This is a genomic window from Elusimicrobiales bacterium, assembly GCA_041651175.1.
In the GTDB taxonomy this organism is placed as follows: Bacteria; Elusimicrobiota; Elusimicrobia; order Elusimicrobiales; family Elusimicrobiaceae; genus JAQTYB01.
Genome location: JBAZJT010000010.1, coordinates 19,978 through 32,532 on the forward strand (window position 1 = coordinate 19,978; position 12,555 = coordinate 32,532).

A 12,555-nucleotide genomic window follows, 5' to 3' on the forward strand; every position below is an offset into this window, starting at 1 on the left:
TCATTATGAAACAGATAAATATCTGCGTTGTGGGAACGGGTTATGTGGGGCTGGTTACGGGGGCATGCCTTGCCGAGGCGGGGCACAGAGTGGTTTGCGTGGACTCGGACAAGTCCAAGATTTCCGCGCTCAAAAAAGGAAAAATCCCATTTTACGAGCCGGGGCTGGGCGAGATAGTCCTGCGCAACGCCAAAGCCGGGCGGCTGTTTTTCCTGGGCTCCATATCCGAGGCCATGAATTACAAAGGCCATGCGGCGCAGGTGGTGTTTATCGCGGTGGGGACGCCGCCGCGCTCCGACGGCTCGGCTGATTTGTCTTTTGTGGAGCGGGTGGCCCAGGAAACAGCGGCGCACATGCGCGGCTATACCGTCATAGCCGAAAAGTCCACCGTGCCGGTGGAAACCGGCGAATGGGTGATAAAAACCGTCTCCCGTTTTGCGCCCAAAGGCGTGGAGTTTGACATAGTCTCCAACCCGGAATTTTTAAGCGAGGGTCGCGCGGTTGAGGATTTCATGAAGCCGGACCGGGTGGTGGTGGGCGTGTCCTCGCCCCGCGCGGCGGAGGTTATGAAGGCGGTCTACGCCCCCTTCAAATGCCCGGTGCTTATAACCGATGTCAAAAGCGCGGAGCTTATCAAGCATGCTTCCAATTCGCTGCTGGCGGCGAAAATTTCGTTCATAAACTCCGTCGCCAATGTCTGCGAGCGCACCGGCGCCAATGTGGAGGATGTGGCCCGCGGCATGGGCATGGACAGGCGCATCGGCCCGCATTTTCTGCGCGCGGGCATTGGGTTCGGCGGCTTCTGCTTCCCGAAGGATCTGGAGGCCTTTTACTGGATAAGCAAACAAAAGGGCTATGATTTCGAGCTGCTGCGCGCCGTAAAAGACGTAAACGAAGATCAGAAGCTCTGGCCCGTGCGCCGCGCGGAGGAGGAGCTTTGGAACCTGGGCGGCAAAACCGTCGCGCTGCTGGGGCTGGCCTTCAAGCCGGACACCGACGACATGCGTTTTGCCCCCAGCATTGACATTATCCGCGCATTGCACGAGCGGGGCGCCAAAGTCCGGGCCTGCGACCCGGTGGCGCAGGCCAATGCCGCCAAAGTTATCAAAGGCGTCAAATTCTGCAAGGACGCCTATGACTGCGCCCGCGGCGCGGACTGCCTGATGGTGATAACCGAATGGGCGCAATTCCGGGAGCTTGACCTTAAAAAGCTCCGCGCCGCGCTGCGTCATCCGGTGGTCATAGACGGCAGGAATATATTTGACCCGGACAAAATGCGCGCGCTGGGTTTCGTGTGCCGCTCAGTGGGAAGGAAATAGATGCGGATTCTGGTTACCGGCGCGGCGGGCTTTCTGGGCAGCCATCTGTGCGGGCATCTGCTCAAAAAAGGCCATTCAGTAATCGGGATGGATAATTTCATCACCGGCTCGGTCGGGAACATTGAACAGTTCATGGGCGGGCCGGATTTCCTTTTCATCAAGCATGACGTCACAAACTACATACATGTTCCGGGCAAACTGGACGCGATTTTGCATTTCGCCAGTCCCGCCAGCCCGGAGGATTACATGCGCTATCCCATCCCCACCCTGAAAGTGGGCGCGCTGGGAACGCACAAGGCGCTGGGGCTTGCCAAAGAAAAAGGCGCGGTGTTCATGCTGGCCTCCACTTCCGAGATTTACGGCGACCCGTTGGTGAACCCGCAGCCGGAAAGCTACTGGGGCAATGTGAACCCCATCGGCCCGCGCGGCGTCTACGACGAGGCCAAACGTTTCGCGGAGGCCATGTCGGTCGCCTATCACCGCTATCACGGCGTGCAGGTGCGCATAGCGCGCATATTCAACACCTTCGGCCCCAGAATGCGGCTGGACGACGGGCGCGCCGTCCCCAACTTCATCACCCAGGCGCTTAAAAACAAGCCGCTTACCGTTTACGGCGACGGCGGCCAGACCCGCAGCCTCTGCTATGTCAGCGATCTGGTGGAAGGGCTTTATAAACTGCTGCTGTTGCCGCTGAACACGCCGGTCAACCTGGGCAACCCGCGGGAGACGACAATGCTGGAGTTGGCCCGCACCGTCAAACGGCTGTCCGGCAGCAGCTCTAAAATAGTTTTCCGGCCCCTGCCGGACGACGACCCGAAAGTGCGCTGCCCGGATGTAACCCTGGCGCAAAAGGCTCTCGGCTGGAAGACCAAAGTGCCGCTTGAGGCCGGGCTTGAAAGCACCATAGCCCATTTCCGCGAAAAACTGAAACTTCCCCGTCCCGCCCGGAAAAAAAATGAGAGTCGCTGATTTCGTCGCCGGAAAACTGGTAGAGCGCGGCGTTGAGCGCGTTTTTATGATAGTCGGCGGCGGCGCGATGCACTTAAACGACGCCCTCGGCAAATGCAAGGGGATTGCGCCGGTGTTTTTCCATAACGAGCAGGGCTGCGCCATCGCCGCCGAAGGCTACAGCCGCATGACAGGCAGGCTGGGCGTGGTCAATGTCACCACCGGCCCAGGCGGGCTGAACACGCTTACCGGCGTCATGGGCCAGTGGACGGATTCCGTGCCGGTCCTCTATATCTCCGGCCAGGTGAAGTTTGAGACCACCATTCATTACCGCCCGGAAGTCCCCGTCCGCCAGATAGGCGACCAGGAAGTCGACATTATAAAGGTAGTCGGGCCCGTCACCAAATTCGCGGTCAGCGTCACCAACCCGCAGGACATAGGCTATTATCTGGACAAGGCGATAAACATCGCCGTTACCGGCCGCCCCGGCCCGGTATGGGTTGATATTCCCATGAATGTGCAGGGCGCGCAGATAGACGAAAATTCTCTCCGCCGCTATGACCCAGCCGAGGATAAATTCATTTTTGACGAAGCCGCCGCCCGCTCCGCCATAGCGAAAACGGCTGAATTGCTTAAGAACGCGAAACGCCCCGTGGTTGTCGGCGGCAACGGCGTGCGCGCGGCCCATGCGCGGGACAAATACCTTGCGCTGGTCAAACGGCTGGGCGCGCCGGTGTGCTGCACTTTCAACGCGGCGGATATGGTGCCCAACGCGCACCCGCTTTTCGCCGGGCGGATAGGCACGGTGGGCGACCGGGCCGGAAATTTCGCGCTGCAAAACGCGGATGTCGCCTTGTTCATCGGCACGCGCAACAACATAAGGCAGGTAAGCTACGGCTGGAAAACCTTCGCCCGCCACGCGCATAAAATAGTCGTGGACGCGGACGCGGCGGAGCTGCAAAAGCACACCCTGACGCCCGACACCGCCGTCCATTGCGACGCGGGATTCTTCATTGACGCGCTTGCCGGAACGTTTGGGGACACCGTCCTGCCGGACTGGAAGGAATGGGTGGATTGGTGCGCGGAGCGCAAGCGAAAATATCCCGTCGTCCTGCCGGAATACCGCCGTTCCGAAAAAATCAACCCTTACGTTTTCATAGAGGAACTAACAAGGCAGACTTCCGCCGGACATGCCATCGTTACGGGCGACGGCACCGCCTGCGTGGCGCCGTTTCAGGCGGCGGACATAAAAGAAGGCCAGCGCGTTTTCTGGAATTCCGGCTGCGCCACAATGGGGTATGATTTGCCCGCCGCCATAGGCGCCTGCATCGCCTCCGGCGGAAAAGACACGGTTTGCCTCGCCGGCGACGGCAGCGTGATGATGAACGTGCAGGAAATGCAGACAATCGCCTATTACAGGCTGCCGGTGAAGATATTCATTCTCAACAACAACGGTTATGTCTCCATAAAACAGACGCAGGCCGGATTTTTCGGAATGCCGTATGTCGGCTGCGGGCCGGAATCCGGCGTCGGATTTCCTGATTTTCAGAAGCTGGCGGCGGGGTTCGGCATCCCCGCGCTGGAAATAGCGCAGCCCGCCCGGCTGGCGGAGGGCATCAAAGCCGCGCTTGCGGCGCCGGGCCCGGTCCTGTGCGAGGTGAAACTGGCGGAGGATTATATTTTCTCGCCCAAGCTTTCATCGGAGCGCAAGCCGGACGGGCGCATGGTCTCAAAACCGATAGAGGATATGTATCCGTTTCTTGACCGCGGCGAATTTCAGAAAAACATGCTTGTCCCGCTCTGGCCGGAGGAATGATGAGAGATGTCTTTCTGCTTGGCATTGAAGGCGGCATAGGCGCCGCCATCGCCGGCGTTTTTGAAAAGCGCGGCAACAAAATAACCGCCCCCCGCCTTGCCGATATGGACCTGGCCGCCCCGGGTTCCGTTGTAGCCTATCTCGGCGCGCTGAAGCTGGAGCCGGACGTTATAATCCACAGCGCGGGGATAAATACTCCCAAACCGGTTGAGCAGATAACGCCGGAGGATATGGAGCGTACCCATGCGGTCAACTACGGCGGCTTTCTCCGCGTCGTGCAGCATTTTATTCCCGGGATGAAATCGCGCGGGCGCGGGCATATACTGGCGGTGTCCTCCATATACGGCTCCATCTCGCGCGCCGGCCGGCTGCCTTATGCCACCAGCAAGCATGCGCTGAACGGGATGATAAAAACCATGGCCATAGAATTTGCGCCTTATAACATAATGGCCAACACAATCTCGCCGGGGTTTGTGGACACCGCGCTGACCCGTAAGAACAACGCGCCCGATGTAATCAAAAGGCTTGAATCCATGATACCGCTTGGCCGCATGGCCGCGCCGGAGGAAATAGCCGAGGCGGCTTATTTCCTCTGCTCGCCGCAGAACACGTATCTGACCGGGCAGGATATAACGGTCGATGGCGCGTTTTCCGCCGGAGGGTTCCAGCGATGACGGATTTTCTGATAGACGGCAAAAAATTCTCCGCCTCCTTCGGCGGCGCGGCGGAATTTGAGGTGAAATCCGTCCCGCGCCCCTACAATGTCGTCTGGGACGAAAATCCCGACGCTTTCGCCGGAATACGCGAACTGATGTCTTGTCCCGGAAACATTCTGCTTGCGGACGAAAAAGTGCTGCGGCTGCACGGCGGCGGCTTTGACGGCGGCCCGCGCATGATGAAGGCCGAGGCGACCGAGGAGTTCAAAACCCTCTCCGGCGTAACCGCGCTTATAGAGCTGCTGATGAAAAGCGGCTTTACCAAAGGCGAGACATTGGCCGTCGCCGGCGGCGGCATCATGGAGGATGCGGGCGCCTTCGCCGGCGCGGTTTACAAGCGCGGCATAAACTGGACGTTTTTTCCCACCACGCTGCTTGCGATGTGCGACAGTTGTATCGGCGGCAAGACCGGCATCAACCACGGCGGCGCCAAAAACCAGCTGGCGCTGTTTTCCGCGCCGCGCCGTGTCGTAATCAATCCCAATTTTTTAAAAACTCTGGAGCGGCGCGATATTTTGAGCGGCATGGGCGAGATACTGAAACTTTTCATAACCGGCGGGCCGGAGTATATCGCGCTGTACAAGGCGACCGTCAGAAACGGCGTCCCGGCGGAGTTTTCGGGTTTCAGGACGCTTCTGCTGAACTCGCTGGCGATAAAACGCGCCGTGGTGGAGGAGGACGAGTTTGAGCTTAACCACCGCCGCGCGCTCAATTACGGCCACACTGCCGGACATGCGGCGGAATCGCTTTCCGGCTATGCCATCCCGCACGGGCAGGCCGTGGCGATAGGCATTATAATCGCAAACGAACTGGCCGTCCGGCGCGGGCTGCTGCCCGCCGGGGAATGCGCGGAGATAAAAACGCTGGCGCTGGACATCATAGACGCGCAATCCATGCTCGCCATGCGCGCGCTGCCCACGGAAAATCTCCTGGCCCTGCTGCAAAAGGACAAAAAAGCTGTTTCCGGCGGGCTGTTTTTCGCGCTCATAAAAAACCCGGGGGAGACGGTTTTTGTCCGAACCGCGCTGGACGAGAAGCTCCGGTCCGAAATTTCCGGCATTATCAAGACGGAGTTCCGGTGAGATACCTGCTCTGCGATTTCGGCGCGACAAACGTAAAAACCGCCATAGTGGATTTGGACAGCGGGCGGTTCCGGCTGGCCCGCCGTTTTGACGCCGCGCCTTCGCGCGGCAAAGGCCCTTTCTGCGAAGCGCCGCTTAAAAAACTCTCGCGCCAGTTCGGCGATATACTGGATTATTACAGCGGGCGCGGCGGCTTTGAAGGGGTGTTCATCTCCAGCCAGATGCACGGTTTTGCCGTTGTTGACGGTAATTTCCGCCCCCTGACCGATTACATAAGCTGGAAGGACGAGCGTTCGCTTCTGCCGGTGAAAGGCCGGCCCTTTTTCCCCGCGCTGGAGCGCCAGTCCGGCGTCCTGTTCCGCCGGGAGACGGGGATGAGGCTGCGGCCCGGGCTTCCGTTTGCCAATCTGGCGTATCTGGCGCGGACAGGGGCGGTCAGGGCGGGCCGGGTCATAACCCTGCCGGACTGGCTGGCCGATATTTCCGGCAAAAGCGAGCGCGCTTCGCACGGGACCATGCTGGCCGGGCTGGGGCTCTATAACATTTACAAAAAGGCGCCTTCCGCCGCGCTGCTGGATTTGTGCGGCGGGAAATTCTCGCTCAACCGCGCGGCGGGGCCGGCTGTCCCCGCCGGGCACTGGGGCAAAATCCCCATATTCTGCGCCGTCGGCGACCATCAGTGCGCCGTGCTGGGCGCGGGCAACACGGAAAAAACCCTGTCCGTCAATATGGGGACAGGCTCCCAGGTTTCGCATATATGCCAGGCGCGCCGCTCCGCCGTTGAGCAGCGCCCTTTTTTTGACGGGCTGCTGCTGGATACAATAACCCATATCCCCTGCGGGCGCGCGCTGGAAAAATTTGCCGGATTTGCGGACGGGCTGCGCGGCGGCGGGGATTTTATGCGCGCTTATTTTTCCGCGCTGACGGCTGAAAAAATAGCCGCCTCGTCGCTGGAAATAGACCTGGCATTTTTCAAAAGCGCGTGGAACTATTCCGGCGGCGCGAAAATAACCGGAATCGGCGATAATCTCACGCCGGAAAATTACGCGGCGTCGCTTGCCCGCTGCCTGCTTGTCCAGTATGTTGAGGCGGCGCGCGCCGTTGACCCGCAGGGCCGGCTGAAAGAGTGGATTTTAAGCGGCGGCGCCGCCAGAAAGCTGAAACCGGCGGCGGCATTTCTGGCAAAACTGACGGGCCGCAAAATAGTTCCCGCCGCTCCGGCGGACGAAACCTTTCTGGGGCTGCGCGCGCTGGCGGTGATGCGCGCGCGGGGATTGCCGTCCGCGCTTGAGGCGCGGAATATATTCTGGAGGAAAACATGAAAGTGGTAATTCTGGCGGGCGGGCTGGGCACCCGGCTGGGTGAGGAAACCGGCCTGCGCCCCAAGCCGATGGTGGAGATAGGCGGCAGGCCGATACTCTGGCATATAATGAAAATCTACTCGCATTTCGGCTTCAACGATTTCATCATCTGCCTGGGTTACAAGGGTTACATGATAAAGGAGTACTTTGCCAACTACATGCTGCACAACTGCGATGCGGCGGTGGATTTGAAGGCAGGCTCGGTAACCATGCTTCACCGCGATGTGGAGCCGTGGCATATCACGCTGGCCGACACCGGAGCGGATTCGCTTACCGGATTGCGGGTCAAGCTGTCCGAGAAATATCTGGATGGCAAAACCTTCATGCTCACCTACGGCGACGGCGTTGCGGACATAGACATAAACCGGCTGCTGGATTTCCATAAAAAATCCGGCGCGCTGGCCACCGTAACGGCGGTGCAGCCGCCGGGGCGTTTTGGCGCGATGGATCTGGACGCGGCGGGCAAGGTCAAATCCTTCCGTGAAAAGCCGCACGGCGAGGATTCGTGGATAAACGGCGGGTTTTTCGTGCTGGAGCCGGACGCGCTTTCCCGCGTGAAGGGCAATGTCCTCTGGGAAAAAGAGCCGATGAACGCCCTGGTGTCCGAAGGCCGGCTTGCGGCCTACCGGCACGAGGGGTTCTGGCAGCCGATGGACACGTTGCGCGAGAAAAACTATCTTGACGGCCTTTGCAGCGAGCGCAAAGCGCCCTGGGTGAAATGGGATGATTGACGAGAAATTCTGGAAAGGCAAAAAAGTTCTTGTAACCGGCAACACCGGTTTCAAAGGCTCGTGGCTGACGGTGTGGCTGCACCGGATGGGCGCGCATGTGGCGGGATATTCGCTGCCGGCGCCCACCGAGCCCAGCATGTATGAAACCTGCCGCCTCGCCCGCCTGGCAGACACCGAAACCGCCGACGTGCGCGACGGCGAAAAACTGGCCGCCGCTTTTGCCCGCGTCAAGCCGGAAATAGTTTTCCACATGGCGGCGCAGCCGCTGGTGCTGGAATCCTACCGCATCCCGGCGGAAACTTACGCCTCCAATGTGATGGGGACTGTCAATGTGCTGGAAGCCGCGCGCAAAACCAAAACCGCGCGAGCCGTGGTCGTCATCACAACCGACAAATGCTATGAAAACAAGGAATGGCTGTGGGGCTACCGCGAAAACGAGCCGCTGGGCGGTTTTGACCCGTATTCCTCAAGCAAGGCCTGCGCCGAGATTGCCACGGCCGCCTGGAGAAACTCGTTTTTCCCGGCGGAGCATTACGGCATTCACAAAACCGGCATAGCCTCCGCGCGGGCCGGAAACGTAATCGGCGGCGGCGACTGGGCCGCCAACCGCCTGGTGCCGGACTGCGCGCGCGCGCTGCTGGCCGGAGAGAATGTGAAGGTCCGCAACCCGCAGTCGCTGCGCCCGTGGCAGCATGTGCTGGAGCCGCTGGCGGGATACCTGGTCCTCGCCAAACGGCTGTGGGAGAACGGTCCGGAATACGCCCAGGCCTGGAATTTCGGCCCCGAATCCGGAGATGTGCGCCCGGCGGGCTGGCTTGTTAAGGAAATATGCGCCCGCTGGGGCGGGGCAGACTTTGAAATCACCCCGTCCAAATCCGGCCACGAGGCCGCGATACTGATGCTGGATTCCACCAAGTCCCGCCTGAAGCTGGACTGGCGGCCCAAATGGACGCTGGAGAAAACGCTGGACAAGATAGTGGAATGGTACAAAGCCTCCGGCGAGGGCAAAGACATGCTGGAAATAACCAACCGCCAACTTGAGGAGTATCTGAGATGACAACTTCCTGCAAAACCGCGCCGTCCGCGAAAGAACTTGAAGCCGCAAAAAACCGCGCGCTGGAGGCCGCGGCGGAATATCACCGCCTGCGCGCCGCGGCTGAACAAAAACCATTTTCCCCGGGCGACAAAATCAGCTACGGCGGCAGAATCTACGACGAGGCGGAAATACGCTCGCTGGTTTCGGCCTCGCTGGATTTCTGGCTTACCGCCGGGCCGTATGCCGCAAGGCTGGAGGCCGCGCTGGCAAAGAAGCTGGGCGTAAAGCACTGCTCTCTGGTCAATTCCGGCTCGTCGGCCAATCTGCTGGCTTTTGCCGCGCTGGCCGATGATTCGCTTGGCGCGCGCGCCATAAACCCGGGCGACGAGGTTATCACCCCCGCCGCCTGCTTTCCCACCACCGTTGCGCCCATCGTGCAGCACGGCGCGGTTCCGGTTTTTGTGGACGTTGCGGTGCCGCAGTACAATGTTGATGTCGCCGCGCTTAAGGCCGCGCTGACAAAAAAGACAAAGGCGGTTTTTTTGGCGCATACCCTGGGCAATCCATTCAATGCGGAGGCCGTGCTGGATTTCTGCAATGAGAACGGCCTCTGGCTTATAGAGGATAATTGCGACGCGCTCGGCTCGCGCTACAGGCTGGGCGGGAAATGGCGCAATACCGCCTCTTTCGGACATATGTCCACATTAAGTTTTTATCCGGCGCATCATATCACCACCGGCGAGGGCGGCGCGGTATGCACAAATGATTCCGCGCTGAAGCGGATTGTGGAATCGCTGCGCGACTGGGGCAGGGACTGCTGGTGTCCCTCCGGGCGGGACAACACCTGCAAACGCCGCTTCACCGGACAGTTCGGCAAGCTGCCCGAAGGCTATGACCACAAGTATGTTTATTCGCGCTTCGGGTATAACCTGAAAATGACGGATTTGCAGGCCGCCATCGGCTGCGCGCAGATTGAAAAGCTGGACGCTTTCACCCTCGCCAGAAAAAACAACTGGAAAACGCTGCGGGAACTCTTTGCCCCGCTGGAAAAGCAGCTCATCCTGCCGGAGCCGGCGGAAAATTCGGACCCGTCGTGGTTCGGCTTTGTGCTGAGCGTGCGGCCCGGCGCGAGGTTTGGCAGAAACGAAATTGTGCGTCATCTTGAGAACAACGGCGTGCAGACCAGAATGCTGTTTGCGGGCAATATATTGCGCCATCCCTGCTGCGCGGGCAAAAGAGGCAAATGGCGCGCCGCAGGGAAACTGGACGGCAGCGATTTCATCGCGCAGAACACCTTCTGGCTGGGCGTGTATCCGGGGATGAGCGCACAGAAACTGGAATATATGGCGGACTGCGCCAAAAAATTCGCCAGATGAAAAAACTGCTTCTTACCGGCGGTTCCGGCTTTATCGGCAGGAATATAATTGAGACGCTGGGTGGGGAATACGAAATCTCCGCCCCGTCCCATGCCGAGCTGGAACTGACGGATTCGCGCGTCGTGCGCGAGTATTTCAGGAACAGGCATTTTGACGCCGTCATCCACTCGGCCATAAAACCGGGCCACCGCAACGCGAAAGATTTGACAGGGCTGTTATACGCGAACACGCGCCATTTCATAAACCTGGCGCAGCACGATGGCGCGTGGGGAAAAATGATTTATCTCGGTTCCGGCCTGGCCTACAACCCCGCGCATTACCGGCCTAAAATGAAAGAGGATTTTTTCGGCCAGTATCCGCCGGAGGACGAGGCGGGGTATGCGAAATATATCTGCTCGCTTTTCACGGAAAAATCCGCCGGGCGGATTGTGGAACTGCGCCCTTTCGGCGTCTACGGCAAGTACGAGGATTACGCCATCCGCTTCATCTCCAACGCGATATGCAAAACGTTGTTTGAGCTGCCAATCACCATCAAACAGAACCGGAGATTTGACTACATTTACGTCGCGGATTTGATTGGCGTCATACGGCATTTCATTGAGAATCCGGCAAAACACGCGGCCTATAACGTTACACCGGACGAGAGCGTCGAGCTGCTTTCAATCGCTCATAAAGCGAGCGCGCTTTCCGGCGGGGATTTGCCGGTAATCGTTAAAACGCCGGGCATGGGCGTTGAATACAGCGGCGATAACTCGCTGCTGAAAACCGAATTTTCCGGTTTTCTTAAAACCGGGCTGGACGAGGGAATACGCGGGCTGTATAATTGGTATGCGGCCCGCAGGGACACGTTGGACAAATCGCTGCTGCTGGAGGATAAATAACATGAGAAGCGACACCATTTTTGACGAGCTTTTCGTTCTGGAGCTTGCCAACAACCACTGGGGCAAGCTGGAGCGCGGGCTTAAAATTATTTCGGAACACGCGCAGATAGTTCGATTCAACGGCGTAAAAGCCGCCATAAAGCTTCAGCTCCGCGACGTGGACAATTTCATACATAAGGATTTCCGCGAGCGGCAGGATCTGCGCTATGTCAAGAAAACCATGGACACCCGCATTTCCAAGGAAGATCTGGCCAAAATGGTTGACCATATCCGCAAAAACAACTGCATTCCCATGGCCACTCCTTTTGACGAGGCATCCGTGGACCTGTGCGTTGAGCTTGGCCTGCCGATAATAAAGCTGGCCAGCTCCGACGTCAACGACTGGTTCCTGATAGAAAAAATAGCGACCACGAAAAAACCTGTCATAGCCTCCTCCGGCGGGTTTTCAGTGAAGGACCTCGACGACCTGGTGAATTTTTTCGCCAACCGCAATATCCCGTTCGCGCTCAACCACTGCGTGGCGATGTATCCGACGGAGGACCGCGACCTCAACCTTAACCAGATAGACTATTTGCGGGAGCGGTATCCGCGCAATGTCATAGGTCTCTCAACGCACGAGTGCCATGACTGGGCTTCTTCCGTGATGATAGCCTACGGCAAAGGCGCGCGCACTTTTGAGCGGCACATAGACATTGAAGACGGGCAGCATCCGGTTTCGTCCTACTGCTCGCTGCCGCATCAGGTTGACGCCTGGTTCAAGGCCCACAACAAGGCGCGCGAGATGTGCGGCCCCTGCGGCGACACAAAGCGCATTCCGCCCGAAGCCGAGGAGAAATATCTGGAAGGGCTGCTGCGCGGCGTCTATGCCAGGCGGGACCTGCCGGCGGGGCATGTCATACAGCATAACGAACTCTTAAACGATGTCTATATGGCCATACCGCTGCAGAAAGGCCAGATTTCCTGCCGCGAGCTGATGAGCGGCGAGGTGCTGCTGCGTCCCGTCAAAAAAGACGAGCCGGTTATGATAGACGCGATAGACAGCCCCTACGCCCATAACGAAAGCCTCAGGCAGCGTATTTACAACAGGGGAATTTAACTCTTCGGCGGAAGGGCGGACGGCGAACTCCGCCGTCCGTAGCGTAACGGCGCTTGCGGCGGATGGAGGGGCTGTAAAAAACTCTTATGGCCAAATACAGAAGAAATTTTATTCCTCCGCCGCCCCCTCCTTCTCCTCCTCCGCCCCCGCCTCCTCCGCCACCCCCTCCTCCTCCGCGCCAGAGTGTTTATCA

At 58.9% G+C, this 12,555-nt stretch carries 11 protein-coding genes; all 11 read left to right on the top strand.

Annotation, left to right across the window (positions count from 1 at the left end; translation table 11 throughout):
• Positions 1–5: 5 nt before the first annotated feature.
• Genes WC421_06880 through WC421_06930 form a run of 11 tightly spaced genes read left to right on the top strand, consistent with a single transcriptional unit; the run spans position 6 to position 12,362 of the window.
• Positions 6–1,319: a UDP-glucose/GDP-mannose dehydrogenase family protein gene (locus WC421_06880; protein MFA5161954.1), complete on the top strand. Its 1,314-nt coding sequence runs from the start codon at positions 6–8 to the stop codon at positions 1,317–1,319.
• Complete coding sequence (locus WC421_06885; GenBank protein ID MFA5161955.1) at positions 1,320–2,288, top strand: UDP-glucuronic acid decarboxylase family protein; 969 nt, start codon at positions 1,320–1,322, stop codon at positions 2,286–2,288. It abuts the gene before it with no gap.
• Complete coding sequence (locus WC421_06890) at positions 2,275–4,083, top strand: thiamine pyrophosphate-binding protein (protein ID MFA5161956.1); 1,809 nt, start codon at positions 2,275–2,277, stop codon at positions 4,081–4,083. The genes WC421_06885 and WC421_06890 overlap by 14 nt, the downstream gene beginning before the upstream one ends.
• A complete protein-coding gene (locus WC421_06895) occupies positions 4,083–4,757 on the top strand; it encodes an SDR family oxidoreductase (GenBank protein ID MFA5161957.1) in 675 nt (224 codons plus the stop codon). The genes WC421_06890 and WC421_06895 overlap by 1 nt, the downstream gene beginning before the upstream one ends.
• Positions 4,754–5,881, top strand: coding sequence for a 3-dehydroquinate synthase family protein (locus WC421_06900; GenBank protein ID MFA5161958.1), 1,128 nt, complete (start codon positions 4,754–4,756; stop codon positions 5,879–5,881). The genes WC421_06895 and WC421_06900 overlap by 4 nt, the downstream gene beginning before the upstream one ends.
• Positions 5,878–7,203, top strand: a complete 1,326-nt coding sequence (locus tag WC421_06905) for a hypothetical protein (GenBank protein MFA5161959.1) — start codon at positions 5,878–5,880, stop codon at positions 7,201–7,203. Before WC421_06900 ends, WC421_06905 begins: the two co-directional genes overlap by 4 nt.
• Complete coding sequence (gene rfbF / locus WC421_06910; GenBank protein MFA5161960.1) at positions 7,200–7,973, top strand: glucose-1-phosphate cytidylyltransferase; 774 nt, start codon at positions 7,200–7,202, stop codon at positions 7,971–7,973. The genes WC421_06905 and rfbF overlap by 4 nt, the downstream gene beginning before the upstream one ends.
• On the top strand, positions 7,966–9,030 hold the full coding sequence (rfbG, locus tag WC421_06915; protein ID MFA5161961.1) for a CDP-glucose 4,6-dehydratase: 1,065 nt from the start codon (positions 7,966–7,968) through the stop codon (positions 9,028–9,030). Before rfbF ends, rfbG begins: the two co-directional genes overlap by 8 nt.
• Positions 9,027–10,385, top strand: a complete 1,359-nt coding sequence (gene rfbH, locus WC421_06920; GenBank protein MFA5161962.1) for a lipopolysaccharide biosynthesis protein RfbH — start codon at positions 9,027–9,029, stop codon at positions 10,383–10,385. The genes rfbG and rfbH overlap by 4 nt, the downstream gene beginning before the upstream one ends.
• Positions 10,382–11,266, top strand: a complete 885-nt coding sequence (locus WC421_06925) for an NAD(P)-dependent oxidoreductase (GenBank protein ID MFA5161963.1) — start codon at positions 10,382–10,384, stop codon at positions 11,264–11,266. The genes rfbH and WC421_06925 overlap by 4 nt, the downstream gene beginning before the upstream one ends.
• Position 11,267: 1 nt before the next feature.
• Positions 11,268–12,362, top strand: coding sequence for an N-acetylneuraminate synthase family protein (locus WC421_06930; GenBank protein MFA5161964.1), 1,095 nt, complete (start codon positions 11,268–11,270; stop codon positions 12,360–12,362).
• Positions 12,363–12,555: the final 193 nt, after the last annotated feature.

Bases quoted from the DNA above. Each gene is read 5' to 3' on its own strand.
- rfbH (MFA5161962.1), top strand. From the start codon at position 9,027: ATGACAACTTCCTGCAAAACCGCGCCGTCCGCGAAAGAACTTGAAGCC.
- WC421_06880 (MFA5161954.1), top strand. From the start codon at position 6: ATGAAACAGATAAATATCTGCGTTGTGGGAACGGGTTATGTGGGGCTG.
- WC421_06925 (MFA5161963.1), top strand. From the start codon at position 10,382: ATGAAAAAACTGCTTCTTACCGGCGGTTCCGGCTTTATCGGCAGGAAT.
- rfbF (MFA5161960.1), top strand. From the start codon at position 7,200: ATGAAAGTGGTAATTCTGGCGGGCGGGCTGGGCACCCGGCTGGGTGAG.
- WC421_06890 (MFA5161956.1), top strand. From the start codon at position 2,275: ATGAGAGTCGCTGATTTCGTCGCCGGAAAACTGGTAGAGCGCGGCGTT.
- WC421_06895 (MFA5161957.1), top strand. From the start codon at position 4,083: ATGAGAGATGTCTTTCTGCTTGGCATTGAAGGCGGCATAGGCGCCGCC.
- rfbG (MFA5161961.1), top strand. From the start codon at position 7,966: ATGATTGACGAGAAATTCTGGAAAGGCAAAAAAGTTCTTGTAACCGGC.
- WC421_06885 (MFA5161955.1), top strand. From the start codon at position 1,320: ATGCGGATTCTGGTTACCGGCGCGGCGGGCTTTCTGGGCAGCCATCTG.
- WC421_06930 (MFA5161964.1), top strand. From the start codon at position 11,268: ATGAGAAGCGACACCATTTTTGACGAGCTTTTCGTTCTGGAGCTTGCC.
- WC421_06900 (MFA5161958.1), top strand. From the start codon at position 4,754: ATGACGGATTTTCTGATAGACGGCAAAAAATTCTCCGCCTCCTTCGGC.